12 protein-coding genes are annotated in these 17,661 nt (G+C 52.5%); 11 read left to right on the top strand and 1 reads right to left on the bottom strand.

Annotated features, from left to right (window positions below):
- Positions 1 to 73: 73 nt before the first annotated feature.
- From GK091_RS16540 to GK091_RS16590, 11 genes are all read left to right on the top strand, one after another.
- Entirely contained in the window at positions 74 to 1,195 is a 1,122-nt protein-coding gene (locus GK091_RS16540; RefSeq protein WP_164040395.1) for a GHMP family kinase ATP-binding protein, read from the top strand.
- A 280-nt stretch (positions 1,196 to 1,475) separates the two neighbouring features.
- Positions 1,476 to 2,339, top strand: coding sequence for a sugar phosphate isomerase/epimerase family protein (locus GK091_RS16545; protein ID WP_164040397.1), 864 nt, complete (start codon positions 1,476 to 1,478; stop codon positions 2,337 to 2,339).
- 128 nt (positions 2,340 to 2,467) lie between these two features.
- Positions 2,468 to 4,165, top strand: coding sequence for a gamma-glutamyltransferase (gene ggt, locus GK091_RS16550; RefSeq protein ID WP_246202244.1), 1,698 nt, complete (start codon positions 2,468 to 2,470; stop codon positions 4,163 to 4,165).
- A gap of 213 nt (positions 4,166 to 4,378) precedes the next feature.
- Entirely contained in the window at positions 4,379 to 4,972 is a 594-nt protein-coding gene (locus GK091_RS16555) for an RNA polymerase sigma factor (protein ID WP_164040400.1), read from the top strand.
- Positions 4,973 to 5,071: 99 nt separating this feature from the next.
- Complete coding sequence (locus GK091_RS16560) at positions 5,072 to 6,178, top strand: FecR family protein (protein WP_164040402.1); 1,107 nt, start codon at positions 5,072 to 5,074, stop codon at positions 6,176 to 6,178.
- Positions 6,179 to 6,375: 197 nt separating this feature from the next.
- Positions 6,376 to 9,798, top strand: a complete 3,423-nt coding sequence (locus GK091_RS16565; RefSeq protein ID WP_164040404.1) for a TonB-dependent receptor — start codon at positions 6,376 to 6,378, stop codon at positions 9,796 to 9,798.
- Positions 9,799 to 9,808: 10 nt separating this feature from the next.
- Positions 9,809 to 11,272 (top strand): RagB/SusD family nutrient uptake outer membrane protein, encoded by a 1,464-nt coding sequence (locus GK091_RS16570; protein WP_164040406.1) that lies wholly within the window; start codon positions 9,809 to 9,811, stop codon positions 11,270 to 11,272.
- A 92-nt stretch (positions 11,273 to 11,364) separates the two neighbouring features.
- Entirely contained in the window at positions 11,365 to 12,792 is a 1,428-nt protein-coding gene (locus tag GK091_RS16575; RefSeq protein ID WP_164040408.1) for a glycoside hydrolase family 30 protein, read from the top strand.
- 178 nt (positions 12,793 to 12,970) lie between these two features.
- Positions 12,971 to 13,306, top strand: a complete 336-nt coding sequence (locus GK091_RS16580; RefSeq protein ID WP_164040410.1) for a hypothetical protein — start codon at positions 12,971 to 12,973, stop codon at positions 13,304 to 13,306.
- An 850-nt stretch (positions 13,307 to 14,156) separates the two neighbouring features.
- Positions 14,157 to 14,477, top strand: a complete 321-nt coding sequence (locus GK091_RS16585; RefSeq protein WP_164040412.1) for a hypothetical protein — start codon at positions 14,157 to 14,159, stop codon at positions 14,475 to 14,477.
- Between the two features lie 71 nt (positions 14,478 to 14,548).
- Positions 14,549 to 16,039: a mannitol dehydrogenase family protein gene (locus GK091_RS16590; protein WP_164040414.1), complete on the top strand. Its 1,491-nt coding sequence runs from the start codon at positions 14,549 to 14,551 to the stop codon at positions 16,037 to 16,039.
- Between the two features lie 56 nt (positions 16,040 to 16,095).
- Here the strand turns inward: GK091_RS16590 and GK091_RS16595 are convergent, their stop codons facing one another.
- Positions 16,096 to 17,619, bottom strand: coding sequence for a glycoside hydrolase family 32 protein (locus GK091_RS16595; RefSeq protein ID WP_164040416.1), 1,524 nt, complete (start codon positions 17,617 to 17,619; stop codon positions 16,096 to 16,098).
- Between the last annotated feature and the right edge of the window lie 42 nt (positions 17,620 to 17,661).

Raw genomic sequence — 17,661 nt, forward strand, 5'->3', positions numbered from 1 at the left:
AAGGTGCCTTCAGAACCAACGAAGCCAGTCGAATAACACCTTGGGTAGCCAACGTTAAGTCCTTCTCTCACGAATGAATAAACAACCTGTTTCAGTTTCTACGCCTGGTCGCATCTGCCTGTTTGGCGAGCATCAGGACTATCTGGGGCTCCCTGTTATTGCCGCGGCTATTTCGTGCCGCATCCAGATTGCAGCCGAACGCATCGACCAGCCCGCCGTTCGGCTGCGCTTGCCCGACATTGGCCGTCAGGAACAATTTAGCCTGACCGATTTACCGCTGACCTACCAGCACGACCGCGATTATTTTCGTAGTGCGATCAACGTTTTGACCCGCGCCGGATTCCGGTTCAGCCACGGTATCGATGGTGAAGTCCGGGGACAGATTCCGATCAATGCCGGTACGTCGAGTTCATCGGCGCTGTTGGTTACGTGGCTCAACGTGCTAAGCCAACTAGCCGACAACGCCGACGAGTTAACCCCCAAGCGACTAGCCGAACTGGCTTACATGGCCGAAGTGCTGGAATTTGGCGAGCCGGGTGGCATGATGGACCACTATTCTACCGCCGTTGGTGGGGTTATCTACCTGGAGTCGAAACCCACTATCTACCTGGAAGCCTACAAGCCAAACCTGGGAACATTCGTCTTGGGCGACTCCGGCGAACCGAAAGATACAATTGGCATTCTGGGCCGCGTAAAATATGGCATGTTGCGGATCGTGAAGCAGCTAACGGCTCTGAACCCCGCCTTTTCGTTGCACACCACCGACATTGCATCCATTGCGAAGTACAAAAACTTACTGTCGAAAGACGACTATATCCTGTTAAAAGGGAATCTGGCTAATCGGGATATCCTGCGAAAAGCACTAGCGTTGATTCAGGCATCTGACCAGTCGGCTACTTCGCTAGACGATGGTCAGCTCGGCCAGTTGCTAACCGATCACCACGCCAATCTGCGTGATGCCCAACGAATTTCAACGCCGAAGATTGATCGTATGCTCGACGCAGCCCTAACGGCGGGAGCACTGGGTGGCAAGATAAATGGTTCGGGCGGGGGTGGCTGCATGTTCGTTTACGCACCCGACAACGCCGAATCGGTCGCGGAAGCGATTCAGCGGGAAGGGGGCCGCGCTTACATCGTTTCCGTTGATGAAGGGACAACGCCGTTCTACCAGTCGTCCCTCGTGGGTAAGTCCTGATGGCAAACTAAACGGAGGCTTATAACCACGCACTTAACTATTTTATTTATAAACATTTTATAGCCTTCGGCTATCCGGACTAAAGTCCGGGTTACGTACGACTTTACGTAGCCCGGACTTCAGTCCGGATAGCCGAAGGCTAAGTTACAACGACCACTAACTGGCAGATTTTTTCGGTCAATGTCCGTCCTAACGTTCAGGCTAGCGCAGAGTAAGCGTGATCAAACACAGTAGTAGTATAGTTGGTCGGCCTTTACCTAGTGTTCTAAAATTAGACGTTATGGTCAAATCTGTTTATCCGGTATACCTGCTCCTGGCGCTATCATTCGCTGGGTATACAACCTCGGCTCAATCAAAAAAACCGCTCTACACCTTCCCATTAGGTGTCGAATCCTACACGTATCGCGCGTATTTTCCCAAGGATGTAGCCGCCACGCTGGACACCATCAAAGCCCTTGGCTTCACGGAGCTGGAAGGGGGCGCTCCTAAAGGCGTAACGACCGAAGAATTCAGAAAGATGCTCGACGAACGGGGCATCAAGGTTCCGGCCACGGGCGCTGGTTACGAGCAGATTGTAAAAGATCCGGAGAGTGTTATCAAAAATGCCAAAACGCTGGGCGCGTCTTACGTCATGGTCGCCTGGATACCGCATGAGAAAAGTAATTTCACCATCGACAATGCGAAGAAAGCCGTCAACGATTTCAACCGGGTCGGCAAGATCCTGAACGATAACGGTCTGACGCTCTGTTACCACAACCACGGCTACGAGTTCGGCCCTTACCAGAACGGGACCCTATTCGACTACATCGTTCAGAACACTAATCCAAAGTACGTCTCCTTCGAAATGGATATTCTGTGGGCTCAACACGGCGGAGCTGATCCGGTTAAGTTGCTCAACAAATATGGTAGCCGCTGGAAGCTGATGCACCTGAAAGACCTCAAAAAAGGCGTGAAGGGTGATCTGAGCGGTGGCACTGCGCCCGAAAACGATGTGGTGCTGGGAGCAGGTCAGGTTGATATGCCGGGCGTGTTGAAAGCTGCCAAGAAAGTTGGTATCAAGCATTATTTTATCGAAGACGAAAGCAATCACGAAGATGTGCAGGTGCGCCAGAGCATTGCTTACCTGAAAAATTTGAAGGACTAATCGCACCGCTCATTCATCATTTTTCGGCTTCCCGAAGGTTTCTGGCTTTCGGGAAGTTGCCTTTTAGCCCGTTCTGCTCAATGACAAGCCGTTATGCCAGTTACTTAACCGTCTTTATCAGCCTTTTTATGTCCCCACTCGCGGGGCAGTCCCTAACCGGCAAGGGTGATCGCATTAGTGGGCCGAATTTTGCCACCCGCAGTCCGGTGCTGGGCAGACAGGGCATGGTGGCCACAAGCCATCCACTTGCTACGCAGATCGGTTTAGACGTGTTGAAACAGGGCGGTACGGCCGTTGATGCCGCCATTGCAGCCAATGCCGCGCTTGGCGTTGTCGAACCCAACAACGGGGGGATCGGTGGAGACCTGTTTGCTATCGTTTGGTCGGCAAAAGACCGGAAGCTATACGGACTTAACGCGAGCGGCCGGTCGCCAAAAGGCTTGTCGTACGAGACGCTCAAGGGTTTGTTGGGCAACCGGGCGCAGATACCGCTCTACGGACCGCTATCGGTTTCCGTGCCCGGCACAGTGGATGGCTGGTTCGAACTGCACAAACGGTTTGGCAAAATACCCGTCGCCACGTTACTCGCGCCAAGCATTCGCTACGCCCGCGAAGGTGTTCCCGTTCCGCAGGTCATCGCCTACTCCTGGCAGGTAGCCGCCCGTCGGTTAGCCGATAACCAGGCCGACATTACCGGATTTGAGTCTTTCCGCCAAACGTTCCTGATCGACGGAAAGGCTCCGGTTGAAGGCCAGCTCTTCCGAAATCCAGACTTGGCCACGACCTACGAGCGCATTGCCGCCAGCGGACGCGATGGCTTCTATAAAGGTCCGGTAGCCGAAACGATTGACCGCTACGCCCGCCGAACGGGTTCGTACCTGCGTAAAGATGATCTGGCGAACCACCGAAGCACCTGGGTTGACCCTGTTTCGGTAAACTACCGGGGTTATGACGTGTATGAGTTACCACCAAACGGCCAGGGAATCGCCGTATTGCAAATGCTCAACCTGCTGGAAGGATTCGACCTTAAACGTCTGGGACACAACAGCGCCGATTACCTGCACCTGTTGATTGAAGCCAAGAAAGTAGCGTTTGAAGACCGGGCGCGGTATTATGCCGACCCCGACTTTTCGAAAATACCCGTAGACATCTTGTTAAGCAAAGACTACGCAGCCCGTCGGCGTCAGCTGATCGACCCGAAAAAGGCGGCCGACCGCATCGACGCCAATGACCCGGCCTTACGCGCTGGCGATACGGTGTATTTGACCGTAGCCGATGAGCAGGGAACCATTGTTTCGCTGATTCAAAGCAATATGCTCGAATTTGGCAGCGGTATGGTTCCCGACGGACTGGGGTTCGTCTTGCATAACCGGGGAACCAGCTTTACCATGCAACCCGGTCACGCTAACCAATACGCGCCAAACAAACGTCCGTTTAATACCATTATTCCGGGTTTCGTCACCAAAAGCGGGGAGCCGTTCTTGAGTTTTGGCGTTATGGGTGGAGCCATGCAACCGCAGGGACACCTACAAGTACTCTGCAACATCATCGATTTTGGCATGAACGTGCAGGAGGCCGGAGATGCTGCCCGATTTAGTCATTCGGGCAGTAGCGAACCGATTGGAACGCTGATGACCGATGGCGGACGACTGGCACTGGAAAGTGGCATTGCCAACGAGGTCCGCGCTGAGCTCGAACGTCGGGGTCACCGCCTGATAAAAACGGATTTTTTTGGTGGCTATCAGGCTATTCAATGGGATGCCAAAAATCGGATTTACTGGGGTGCCAGCGAAATGCGTAAAGATGGACAAGCAGCTGGCTTTTAACGGATATTTCCCCTCTTTTGGCTTAAAGCACCACTTCTTCAGTGACCGGGTTGAGCGCCCTGCCCGTTCAATGCGTTGTCCGTCAACGAAACGTAGCGAGGAACTACAGTCCGATTGCTTATTAATTTATCAGGACAAATTGAAGCTTTTTGTAGCCAGAATTGTTGCCAACGATAGGAGTGTGCTTACGCCATCTATTAGCTTACCGTTTTCATGCCTGTTTCCGTCAGTTCCTTACCCGATGATGACCCTATATTGTGGCAGCAATTTCGGGAAGGCAATACCGTAGCGTTCAGTCAGTTGGCGAAAAAGTATTACCAGACGCTGTTCAACTACGCTACCAAATTCACCAAAGACACGACGCTGATCGAAGATTCGATTCAGGATGTCTTCCTGAAATTATGGGAACACCGTAGCCAGTTGAGCGATACGCTGTTTGTCAAATTCTATCTGCTTAAAACCCTTCGTCACCATTTCATCAAACTTCACCAGAAGCACTTGCCCGTAAGCGAAACGCTACACGGATGGCTTGACGTAAGCGACGACACAGATGCAGAGAACCGGATCATTAATGAAGAAAGTTGGCAGCTGACCACGCAACAGTTAAAGAATCGCGTAGCCGACCTGTCCAAACGCCAGCAGGAAGCTCTTTACCTGCGCTATTACGAAAACTTGACCTATGAGCAGATCGCTCAGACAATGGGGATCAATTCGCAGTCCGTTGCTAACCTGCTCCAGAACTCGCTCAAACGGCTTCGGGACCACTGGACCTTTTTAGTGTTGATCTATTACACCTTGTTTCTGTGAGGGTTACGCATTAATCGAAAAAATTTCCGCGAAAAATTAAGTATAAGGTCGGCAAACGGGGATAATCCATTGTAGCAGGGCAACTAACTGCCTTTTTCAATGAAAGATTATCAATTCTTCGAGTTCGACGATTTTCTGGAGGATGTCGCTTTCCGCCGTTGGGTCTTTCACCCGTTGCCGCAGGATGATGGCTTCTGGAAGCAATGGCTGGTTGACCATCCCGAAAAAGAAGCAATCGTTGATCGGGCCCGGCAGCAGCTGCTAACCATCAAAGGCAACTTACCGTTGCTTTCCGAGGATCATATTGATCAGAAAGTAGCGCAGTTGATTCGTCAGGCACAGGCTAGCCAGCCCCTCGAAGAAAACCAGTCGCCCATTATCCGAAGACTTAGCCACTCCTGGTACTACATGGCCGCTTCGGTAGCCTTGCTGCTGGGTTTGTTCTGGCTCTATCCATCGCGGTTGACCCCCGAACCAAGCGGCTACACCCACCTGCTCGAAAAGGCCACGCAACCACTGCTAGAAATTCAGAACGCGGGTCGCTCACCGAAACAAGTCAGACTGGCCGACGGAAGTGTGGTTGTGCTTTACGCGAATAGCCGATTGAGTTATCCCAAACAGTTTACGGCCTCGAAGCGGGAAGTGTATTTAACGGGTGAGGCTTTTTTTCAAGTTCAAAAAGATCCCGACAGGCCGTTTCTGGTTTACGCCAATGAGCTGGTTACCAAAGTACTGGGTACGAGTTTTTTCGTAAAAGCGTATGAGGACGATAAGAATGTGCTGGTTACTGTACGGACCGGGAAGGTCTCGGTTTTTGCCCAGACCGATAAGCAGTCCAGCGTCCAGAAAGTGAGTCGTGAGCTTGGCGGTATGATTCTAACGCCTAACCAACAGGCAACGTTAATGCGCGACGATAACCGGTTGGTTCGTTCACTGGTCGCGAAACCTCTTCGCGTTGATAACCAAATCCTTACTAACGCATTTGTCTTTAAACAAACACCCATTGCCGATGTATTTGCGGCACTGGAGCGCGCCTACGGGGTAGACATCGTTTTCGACGAAGCCCTGATGGCCAACTGCACCCTGACTGCCCGGCTTGATGATGAATCCCTTTATAAAAAACTAGGATGGATCTGCGCCGGAACCGAATCCAGCTATGAGGTGGTAGACGGCCAAATCATTATCACGAGCAGAGGATGCCAATAATTAATTAATCAATCATCAACTCAACAAACCGCTATGCTGTAAAACGAATCAACCATTAACACGTGAAAAGGCCGCCGGTGTTGCCGCACCGACGACCTGTAGTGCATCCGAACGATGTCGCCAAACATCGGCCTCAAGCGAGGCTAACGGAGCTTTTTTGCCAATTCCCACAGAATTAACAATAAGTGTCAAAAATTATGAAAAACAAACGACAGTTGCGTGAGCAAGTCTCAAAAATCATGCAAATTAGTCTTCTTCAACTCGTTCTGGCCTTTGTATTCGCGGGCGTTTCGCTGGCGCACGATAGCAAGGGTCAGGAGCTACTTGATCGACGAATCAATCTTAACTGTACCAACCAGAGCGTCGAAAGCGTCTTGGAACAAATCGAAAAGACAGCCCAGGTGCGCTTTCTCTACAGTTCTGAACTGATTCGGGCCGACCGCCGGGTCAGCTTTTCGATCCAAAATCAGCCGCTGGCTACCGTACTGGACAAATTGCTGAAACCGCTTCAGATCAACTACGAGGTTTCGAGCCAGCAGATTATTCTAAAACGGGCGACGGCCCCAACCAATTCGGAGGCCAAAAGCCCAAACGTCGAACGGGCCGCCCTCTCCGTATCCGGGAAAGTAACCAGTGATGCGGGTGAAGCGCTGCCCGGTGTAAGCGTCGTGATTAAAGGAACCACAACCGGAACCGTAACCGACGTGAATGGGAACTTCACCCTGAATGTCCCCGACAATACGGCGGTTCTCGTGTTCAGCTTTGTTGGTTTCGTCGGGCAGGAAGTGCCGGTTAACAACCAGACCACGTTAAACGTAACGCTGGCTACGGATGTCAAGTCACTTTCGGAAGTTGTCGTGGTGGGTTATGGAACCCAGCGTCGGCAGGAACTGACAACCGCCGTAACGTCGGTGAATAGCAAAACCATCGAACGTCAGCCCGTGGCAGGTTTCGACCAGGCGCTTCAGGGTCAGGCTCCGGGGATTCAGGTGACCTCCCCTACCGGTGCGCCGGGTGCGGGTATCAACGTCCGGATTCGCGGGAATAACTCAGTCAGTCTCACCAACTCGCCCCTGTACGTAATCGACGGTGTACCCGTGCTGCCCACCTACGACCGCGAACTTAGTGTTGGCAATCAGCGCCCCAATCCGCTCAATACGCTGAACCCCAGCGATATTGAATCGATCGATGTCTTGAAAGATGGAGCGGCTGCGGCTATTTACGGACTGCGGGCCTCCAACGGTGTTGTCGTGATCACTACCAAACGGGGCAAAACCGGCAAGGCACAGGTCAATTTCAGCGCTTACTACGGCATTCAGCAGCTTCGCAAAAAACTACCGATGCTGAACTCCCGTCAGTTTGCGGAGTACTACAACGATGCGCAGACAGCCGCCGGGCAGTCTCCTTCGTTCACAAACCTTGATTCGCTGCCATATAACACCGATTGGCAGGATGCCGTGTATCGGCAGGCGGCCATCCGCAATTACCAGATTAGCCTGAGTGGTGGCACCGACAAAACGAAATATTACGTATCGGGTGGCTATTTCAAGCAGGATGGTATTGCGCAGAACTCAGGCTTCGACCGGTACAACTTTAAGCTGAATCTGGATCAGCAGATGAGTACCCGCTTCCGGTTAGGAACCAGCCTGAACCTGAGCCGGACCAATACAAACGGTAGTGTACGCAGTGAATTGGGGGCTGGAAATTCGGGCACGGTACTGGGCGCGCTGGCGCAGATTCCAACCATTCCGATTCGTAATGCCGACGGCTCTTACAGCATCAACCCGTTTCAGCAATTCGACAATCCGGTAGGGAACCTGCTGGAAACGCGCAACAATGCCGTTATTTATCAGGTCATTGGCAATGCCTATGGTGAACTGGACGTCCTGAAAAATCTGACGTTCAAAAGCTCGTTAGGGCTGGACTTCCGGTCGCAGATCGAAAACGAGTTTATTTCCCGAAACTATCCGGGTACGCAGAACGCCAGCCCGGCCACACGCGGTAGTGCGCGTACGGGCACCAATCAGCAGCTGATCTGGCTGTGGGAAAACACGCTGACCTATGATCCGACCATTGGCGATAAGCACAACCTGACATTGCTGGCCGGCCAATCGGTACAGGCGTCGGATCGGTTCACATCGGGTGCTTCGGTAACGGGTTTCCCCTCGAACGCGGTGCCTTACCTGTCGGCGGGTACGCAGTTCACGCGGCCATCGAGCTACCAGGATCAATGGGGTTTGTTCAGTCTTTTTGCGCGGGCGATCTATAACTACGACGAACGCTACCTGGCTACGTTGAGCTTGCGGGCGGATGGGTCAAGCCGGTTTGCCCCAGGCAACCGCTTTGGGTATTTCCCGGCCCTGTCGCTGGGCTGGCGCTTGTCGCGTGAGCCGTTCTTCCCGCAGGATAAAGCCATCAACGACCTGAAAATCCGGGCTAGCTTCGGGGCCAACGGCAACCAGGAAATCGGAGCGTACGATCGGTTCAGCACCTACGGCTCCGGCTTTAACTACGCGGGCACGAGCGGGATTTCGGGCGGGATTGCCCCTGACCGCATTGGTAACAACGCCTTGAGCTGGGAAACGACTTACCAATATAACGCCGGTATCGACGCGGGTTTCTTCAAAGATCGGCTGACCGTTACGCTTGATGCGTATCTGAAACAAACCAAAAATTTGCTGACCAGCGTACCGCTACCGTTCAACGCCGGGGCACAAAATCCGCAGACCATTCAGAATATCGGTACCGTTCAGAACAAAGGGTTCGAAATTGGCATCAACAGCACCAACATTCAGGGCGAAGGCAACGGGTTTACCTGGTCGAGCAATCTGAACTTCTCGCTAAACCGCAACCAGGTGATTGACATCGGTACGCTCCGCAACGAGCAGGGCCAGGAAGTAGACCGGACCATTATCGGCGATTACACGATCACGCAGAAAGGGGCTCCACTGGGTGCCTTCTTCGGCTACCGGGTACAGGGGATTTTCCAGACGACCGACGAAATCGCGGGAGCTGCCACGCAGCCCGGTCAGCCCAAGCCGGGTGACATTCGCTTTGCGGATCTGAACGGCGACGGTCGCATCGATGCCAACGATCGGACCGTCATCGGCAATCCGAACCCGGACTTTATCGCTGGTTTCACGAACAACCTCTCGTACAAAGGCTTTGAACTGAGCCTGTTCTTCCAGGGAAGTTTCGGCAACGATATTTACAACCAGAACCGCGTAACCATCGAAGGCATGTCGGACCCGCTCAACCAGACAACGGCGGTGCTGAATCGCTGGACACCAACAAATACCAATACGACCCTCCCGCGCGCGGTTCGGTACGACCCCAACCAGAATAACCGGTTCTCGACCCGGTTTGTGGAAGATGGTACGTATGTGCGGTTGAAAAACCTGACGGTGGCTTACAACCTGCCCACCAAGTTCCTGCAACGGGCAAAAATCAGTGGCGTTCGGGTATACGTGACGGGCCAGAACTTACTCACGTTTACCAATTACAGTGGCTACGATCCTGAAGTTAGCGCCGATCCGTTCTCGTCGGTTGGCTTCGGTCGGGACTACGGCGTTTATCCGCAGGCGCGCACTTACACGGCTGGTCTTAATGTCACTTTTTAACTGAAGATTCATGAAACGTCTTATCATATTTTGCATTCCTTTTTTGCTGCTGGCGAGCTGTAACGTGCTGGACAAACAGCCGCTGCCCAGTATAACGCCAGAAAACTTTTTCACCAGTGCCGATGATGCCGAAGCGGCCCTGACAGCCGCCTACGATGCCCTACAGCAGGGTAGCCTCTACGGCCAGGATCTGAATGTAGTGGGCGAAGTGCCATCGGACAACGTAACCAGCAGCAACGGCGATGTAAACGCGCTGGAACGGTTGATCTGGACCCCCCAAACGGGTCAGGTAAGCGGTGTATTCCAGAATTCGTACGTTGGTATCAACCGGGCCAATGCCGTGCTGCGGTACGTACCAACCATTCAGATGGATCAAACGCGCCGGAACCAGATTGTAGGCGAAGCGTATTTTCTGCGGGCTTTGCATTATTTCAACCTGGTGCGCATGTACGGTGGCGTTCCGCTACGGCTCGAACCAACGGAGTCGGGAGAACCCAGCGTCGTTGCGCTGGCTAAATCGACCGCCGACCAGGTTTACGCGCAGATCCTGACCGATTTGCAACAGGCCGAACAGTTAACGGCGACGACATTCGGTAGCCAGACGGCGAACCGGACCCGTATCATCAAAACAGCGGCCAACGCCTTACAGACCCGTGTCTACCTGACCCAGCGTCAGTGGAGCGATGCGGCTACCGCGGCCAACAAAGTGATCAGCAGCGGTTTGTACCAGTTATCACCGACCTTCAATGCGTTGTTTCCGCCGGATAACAATACCGAGTCGATTGTTGAGGTACAGTTTGCCGGTAATGCCGACGGTGGGTTCATTCTGCCTGACCTGTTGCTGCCATCGCCCCCGGCTACGTATTCGTTCCCGAAGTTCAATATTCCGACGACGGAGCTGCTTCAGTACGCGGATACCCTCAACGATCTCCGTTGGAAGTTTACGGGGGAGGTCACGCAGGCCGGTCGTAACCACGCCAGTTTTGTGATGGCTACATCGGGTAATGCAAACGATAATGGCCCGTTTGTCTACAAATGGCGGAGTAATCCAAACGCGTTCAACAGCCCGGATAATTACTACGTGCTGCGGCTGGCGGACGTAATGCTGATGTTCGCCGAAGCGTCGAACGAGCAGAACGGACCCAATCAGGATGCGCTTACAAGACTAAACGCCGTACGCACCCGCGCGGGTTTAGCCGCGCTCACACTGGCCAATCTCACGACAAAACAGGCGTTCCGCGATGAAGTAGATCGCCAGCGTCGGCTGGAGCTGGCTTTTGAAGGCGAACGCTGGTTTGACTTGCTGCGCTACGCCCGTCAGACACAGGCCGACGCGAGCGCAACGCACAAAGTAACGGCACTCGATATCATCCAACAGGTTCGGGGTACGCGCGACGTGAACTACCTGCTCTTCCCGATTCCACAGAGCGAGGTCAACAACAACGCGTTGATCCAGCAAAATCCTGGTTACTAGTCCTTTCGATCAGCTTAACGTAAGTAGAGACAGCTCAATACTGTCTCTACTTTTTTGGTAAACAAGTCAGCTCATCAATCCTCGTCGTACCGATGCGAATGACCCTTAAACAGCAAGCCATTGCGCTCTCCTTCTTGACACTCACCGGCCTAAGCACGGGTTGTCAGCGAAACGCGCTCAATCGTACCTCATCAACGGGCGTCGAGTTCTGGCTGACCAATCCGGATCGGTCGTCACTCTTCACAAAACAAGCGGGTGCCCTCTCTTTCGCTAACGCAACGAACGGGAACCCAACGATCGACATTGATGCGTCGCAAACGTTCCAATCGATCGACGGTTTCGGCTACACACTGACGGGTGGTAGCGCCATGTTGCTGAACCGGATGGATGCTAAAGCGCGGGCGGCTTTGCTGAACGAATTGTTTTCCACTGAAGGAAACAGCATCGGTGTGAGTTATCTGCGCATCAGCATCGGCGCGTCGGACCTGGATGACCGGGTTTTCTCGTATGACGATCTGCCGGAGGGCCAGACGGACGTAGATCTAAAAAAGTTTTCACTCGATCCGGATCGCGCGCACCTGATTCCTGTTCTGAAAGAAATTCTGGCGATCAACCCCGCCATCAAAATCATGGGCTCGCCCTGGTCGCCCCCGGCCTGGATGAAGACCAACAGCAACTCGAAAGGTGGTAGCCTGAAACCGGAGTATTACAACGCCTACGCCCAGTATTTCATCAAGTATATTCAGGGCATGAAGGCCGAAGGCATTCGGATCGACGCGATCACGATTCAAAACGAACCGCTCCATCCGGGCAATAATCCAAGCTTACTGATGTTACCGGCAGATCAGGCACTATTTATCAAAACAAGCCTGGGTCCTGCTTTCAAATCGGCACAGATCGACACGAAAATTTTCCTCTACGATCATAACGCCGACCGGCCCGATTACCCCATTTCCATTCTGAACGATCCGGAAGCGAAAAAATACGTCGATGGGTCGGCCTTTCACCTGTACGCGGGTTCCATCGAAGCGTTAACCGAAGTGCACAACGCCCACCCGGACAAGAACCTGTATTTTACGGAACAGTGGATTGGGGCACCGGGTAATCTAAAAGGCGATCTGGCCTGGCACGTCAAGACGCTGATCATCGGAGCCACCCGCAACTGGAGCCGCAACGTGCTGGAGTGGAACCTGGCGGCTGATCCAAAACAGGAGCCGCATACCCCTGGCGGCTGCACCCAATGTATGGGTGCCCTTACGCTGGACGGCAATACCGTGACGCGCAACCCGGCTTATTATAACGTAGCGGTAGCGTCGAAGTTTGTGCGGCCTGGCTCGGTCCGCATTCAGTCAAACACGTCGGACACGCTGCCGAATGTGGCCTTTAAAACGCCCGATGGTCGAAAAGTAATTATCGTGCTCAATACAAAGGAGTCAACACAGGCGTTCAACGTCCGCGAGGACGGGAAGCTGATCAGTACATCGCTACCCGCCGGTTCAGTCGGAACGTACGTCTGGTAGTTCGGTTAAACGATGTTTCAGACTGGCAATTACGCAGGATTACCGTTCACTCAGCTGTTAAAAATCTTGATTTAGCCGATCAAATCGGGCATTGGTCACTATTTAGTTTATCAGGTATCCGAAAAGAAGCAATTTTGACCAGGACGAATGAGCCTGGTCCTGATTAAGAACAACTACGATGTTAACTACCAGAAAATACGCCATTCGTCTTTTAGTTGATGACAAACAGATTTTGGTCAAATCGGTGGGTGGAAATCTGTTTCATTCCAAACACTGGGAGTTTTGGGGTGAGTACGACGAAACGGGACGCTTAGTTGGCCATGCGATTCGGTCACTGGTCCCCAACCATTCGATTGACGAAGACACCGACGAAAAGATTACGTTACCGATTCATGGGGTGGCACTCGACGTGGCGGATATTGTGAGTCAGCAACTGAACAGTACAGCCTACGTCGAAGCGGCCATTCGGGAAAAATACGCCCGTGATCGAAAACTGGCCGACCATACCGTTTGATCGCCTAACACCCAATTACATTATTTCCGGTACATGAGCAGAACTCTCTGTACCGCTTCGTGTGCTAACCGGGCCTGATCGATAATCCGCGTTCGTATCTCGTTAACCACCCCGCCTACGAATGGCCTTCTAATCATCCGCTCTACACGTCTGTTCCCCTACGCCTTTATTAATCCATTCAGGTGTGTGTAACTGGCTCATTTTCTTGCAGAACATCGAAAGATTCGTCCGTTTTCGATCGAACCGGCCATAGTATCAGACAAGGAATCGATTGACTAATTTTCAGTTTTAGTGAAAAATCAAAGGCACTTACTGTACTATACCAAGATTACAAAACTATTCCTGTATATACATCAGTTAAGTATGTAGTTGGAGAAATGGCAATGTACATGCTCCGCCTTATTGATTAACAAGAAATTATCTAGATTATGAATTCATCATACAAACTAAAACAAGAAAATAAAGCAGAAGCTACATGGATACAGATTTGTACTTTTTGCCGTTGCTCGTACTAAGCAACACCAGCAGTAAGCCAAATCTACTCATCGATTTTCCAACGCGATTAGTCTGTTCCCTGCGGCTTCGGCAAAGCTGCACAGGCATAAGAAAATAGATTGCCTGTTTGCGGGTAATCCCTTAGCAAGGCGGCATAGCAGCTCCGGTATTGTATTGACGATGCCAGCGAAAAAGGCAAGCATTTTAGGGTGACTCCCTACCGCTTAAGCGCCTACACAAACAAGGAAAAGAAAACCAACGCAGGAACACGTTGCCCACGAAACGACTAAGGCTGTTTTCGGCAATTCGACGTCTGTTATTGGCTCTCTTTTCGCTTTACTCAACTACACTTATCATGAACCGTTTTTCAGTTATATACCTGCTCCAGAAGCAGTATCATCATATCAATAGTAGCACGCAGCCAGAAGCAGAAGCTCTTTTGGAGCAGCTTTCAACGCGGGAAGGCTACACGCCAATCGGTATCTACGATGCTAAAACCGAACTGTTCTATTGGGAGCCGACCCGGCAAACGCAGTATAACCAGTCCGACATCGAAGAACAGGGGAAACTGGGTAACCAGATGATTGATATTGCCCAGCGCCTGCGCCATCAGGAGAACGATTTGAAACCACAGGAAAACTCCCTGTCGCAGCTCCTCAGCCTCGATCAGGCCTAAAATCGATTCATCAGCACCGCCAGATCTAGTGTCTGTCGCGCTTATCATTCAAGTTCTAACTCGCATTGACTATGTTAACGCTAACACAGAACGTCCTTACAGAAGACTCTCCGGCCATACACGTGCCGACGTATAACCCGACCGACTTGACCGCTGGTATTGCGCATATCGGCGTTGGAAATTTTCACCGGGCGCATCAGGCTTACTACACGAACAAATTTCTGAATCTCTCCAATCAGTCAGATTGGGGCATTCGGGGTATTGGCATTACGGCATCGGGCAAGGAAATGGCAACGAAGTTCGCCAGTCAGGACAGCCTGTACACCCTCACGGAGTACCAGCCCGATGGCGCGTCTACAGTGTCGGTCGTTGGGGCGATCATCGACTATGTAGCGGCCAGTGATGATCTGGAAAAAGCCATTGACTATTTAGCCGATCCGGCCATCCGAATTGTGTCGCTCACGATAACCGAAGGCGGCTATAACACCGACGACCAGGGCAACTTCCTGCTCGATACGCCATCCATTGCGCACGATCTGGCGCATCCGGATCAGCCCATAACCGCGTTTGGATATGTGACCGAAGCGTTGGCGCGCAGACGGGAACGCGGCAGCGGGCCGTTCACCATTCTGTCCTGCGATAACCTGCAACACAATGGCGATGTGGCAAAGAACGCGTTTCTGTCGTTTGCTCAGGCCAGAGATCCCGAACTGGCGCACTGGATAGCGGAACGGGTCACGTTTCCCAATTCGATGGTCGACCGTATAACGCCTTCGGTGGACGAGCTGGACCGCGAACGACTCAACGCCGAAAGTGGTATCGATGACTCGATCCCCGTCTATTGCGAAGAATTTACCGACTGGGTTATCGAAAACAACTTCTGCGCCGGACGACCCGACTGGGAACTGGCCGGTGTCACGTTTGTCGAAGATGTAGCACCTTACGAAGCCCTGAAGCTCCGGTTTCTGAATGCCTCACACAGCATGCTGGCCTACCCCGCGTTTCTGGCCGGTTACCGAACTGTGCACGAAGCGATGGGTGATACGCTGTTCAGCAGTTACATTAGCGTCTTTATCAATCACGTCGTTTCGCCATTGGTGACGCCCCCCGACAGTGTCGACCTGGCCGATTACAAAGCGAAATTATTGGGTCGTCTGTCGAACGCTGCCGTAAGCGATCAGTTATCCCGTTTGTGTTTCGATGGCGCGTCGAAATTACCCGCATTCCTGTTGCCAACCCTTTCAGAGCTTGCTCAACAGAACAAACCAACGCATTGCCTCGCTTTTTTGATGGCGGCTTATGGCCATTACCTTCAGTCGGAGGCAGATGATCAGGGAAATTCGTATTCCGTGAACGAGCCGTTTCTTCAGAAAAGCGACTGGCTAAAGATCAACGATCACGATGTACTGGCTTTTTTAGACTGTACACCTTTTGCCGCTGCGAAATTGCGGGACATTCCACACTTTGCCGCCACGTACAAGTTGTATCGGAAGCAAATCGCGATTTATGGGATTGCTTTCTCTCTCCGGCAAACGATGTGTACGTTTTGGGAAGCGATCTGATCATTTGTCGGTTGCCGATGTTCAGAAATAGCGGATGAACATCGGCAACCAACTGCTTATTCCGGTGAGCCTGCTTTTTCAGCGAGAGCCGATTTTAGCTTCGTGTAGGTCAGTGTGGTTATGGAAACGCCCGTTGCCGATTTGACGAACAGCTTGTTCATGGGTTTATCCGGAAAAAAGATGTCCGTCATAACCGTCAGGCCCTTGTCGGCGAACAGCTCGACCGAAGCCACATCAGCCAGAAGTGTCAGGGAGATCGTGGCATCGGTCGATAAGCGCGGGGCGGTGTGCCGCTCGCCAAATCCTTTCTCGAACTCTACTTTACCCGAACGGCTGCGATCGATATAATACGTATTGGTTGACTTATCGTAGCCGATGACCAGTTCATTGCCCGCTTCGTTGGCCAGCACAATCGAGAAATCGGCGATGCTTTTGGTGGCTAGTTCCAGCTTGAACAGGCCAGTTTCGTTGTTGGCTTTGGCCGTTAAGTCATACTGGCCTTTCACGGTCAGGTTCTTCAGCGAAAAGCGTTGACCATCAAGCGCATTCAGCTCCTTAACCGGTGTCGATGTCAGATACAGTTCCTTGTCCACTTCCTGCAGGCCGAGGTCGCGCGGCACGGTTGTCGCACCGCGCCAGTTGGGCGTAGGCACATCACGGGCGTATTGCCAGTTGCTCATCCACCCGATCAGCGTTACCCGATCGCCGGTATTGGCGAACGTAACACCAGCGTAGTTGTCGGCACCGAAGTCCATCCATTTTGTCTCTTTTGAATACGCTTTAAACATTTTCCCATCAAAATCGCCCAGAAAATACTGCGCGGCCGATCCCTTGTTTGGTCCGCCGGGGTTGATGTTTACGATCAGCACCCACACCTTTTTGCCGTTATGCGTCAGCGGGAACAGATCCGGGCATTCCCAGACGCCCCCGTGCGCTCCGGCATCGCTGCCGAACTCGCTTTCTTTGGTCCAGTTTTTGAGATTCGGCGACGAGTAAAAGGTAACACGATCTTTCGTAGCCAGCGTCATGACCCACTTCTTCTGCGGCTCGAACCACCGTACTTTAGGATCACGAAAATCGGTTATGCCGGGGTTAGGCAGAACCGGATTACCGGCATATTTGGTCCAGGTTTTACCTTCGTCAAGACTATAGGCAAGGCTTTGTGACTGAACCTGCTCCGGTTTCTGCTTTTCGAGTTTGGGATTGTGGTGCGTGAAAATGGCGACTAGCGGTGTTTGTCCATTTTTGCCAAACCCGCTGGTGTTGTTCACATCGACGACCGCGCTTCCCGAGAAAATATAGCCCAGACTATCCGGATACAGAGCGATGGGCTGTTCCTGCCAGTGCACCATGTCCTTGCTGGTCGTGTGCCCCCAGTGCATCGGCCCCCACACTGAACTCGCCGGGTGGTATTGGTAAAACAAATGGTATATCCCTTTGTAATAGACCATTCCATTCGGATCATTGATCCAGTGGGCTTTGGGCGAAAAGTGAAACTGTGGCCGGTGGGTCTGGGCCAGTACCGTAGACCCGGCGAACGTCAGTAGGGTGACGAGGATGGACAAGAGGCTGTTTTTCATTGACTGTTGGCTTAGCCGAAGCGGGTGACCGACCCTGTGCCG

It is taken from the genome of Spirosoma agri (genome assembly GCF_010747415.1).
Taxonomy (GTDB): Bacteria; Bacteroidota; Bacteroidia; order Cytophagales; family Spirosomataceae; genus Spirosoma; species Spirosoma agri.

Bases quoted from the DNA above. Each gene is read 5' to 3' on its own strand.
- GK091_RS16570 (WP_164040406.1), top strand. From the start codon at position 9,809: ATGAAACGTCTTATCATATTTTGCATTCCTTTTTTGCTGCTGGCGAGC.
- GK091_RS16560 (WP_164040402.1), top strand. From the start codon at position 5,072: ATGAAAGATTATCAATTCTTCGAGTTCGACGATTTTCTGGAGGATGTC.
- GK091_RS16580 (WP_164040410.1), top strand. From the start codon at position 12,971: ATGTTAACTACCAGAAAATACGCCATTCGTCTTTTAGTTGATGACAAA.
- GK091_RS16565 (WP_164040404.1), top strand. From the start codon at position 6,376: ATGAAAAACAAACGACAGTTGCGTGAGCAAGTCTCAAAAATCATGCAA.
- GK091_RS16555 (WP_164040400.1), top strand. From the start codon at position 4,379: ATGCCTGTTTCCGTCAGTTCCTTACCCGATGATGACCCTATATTGTGG.
- GK091_RS16595 (WP_164040416.1), bottom strand. From the start codon at position 17,619: ATGAAAAACAGCCTCTTGTCCATCCTCGTCACCCTACTGACGTTCGCC.
- GK091_RS16540 (WP_164040395.1), top strand. From the start codon at position 74: ATGAATAAACAACCTGTTTCAGTTTCTACGCCTGGTCGCATCTGCCTG.
- GK091_RS16585 (WP_164040412.1), top strand. From the start codon at position 14,157: ATGAACCGTTTTTCAGTTATATACCTGCTCCAGAAGCAGTATCATCAT.
- GK091_RS16590 (WP_164040414.1), top strand. From the start codon at position 14,549: ATGTTAACGCTAACACAGAACGTCCTTACAGAAGACTCTCCGGCCATA.
- GK091_RS16545 (WP_164040397.1), top strand. From the start codon at position 1,476: ATGGTCAAATCTGTTTATCCGGTATACCTGCTCCTGGCGCTATCATTC.
- ggt (WP_246202244.1), top strand. From the start codon at position 2,468: ATGTCCCCACTCGCGGGGCAGTCCCTAACCGGCAAGGGTGATCGCATT.
- GK091_RS16575 (WP_164040408.1), top strand. From the start codon at position 11,365: ATGCGAATGACCCTTAAACAGCAAGCCATTGCGCTCTCCTTCTTGACA.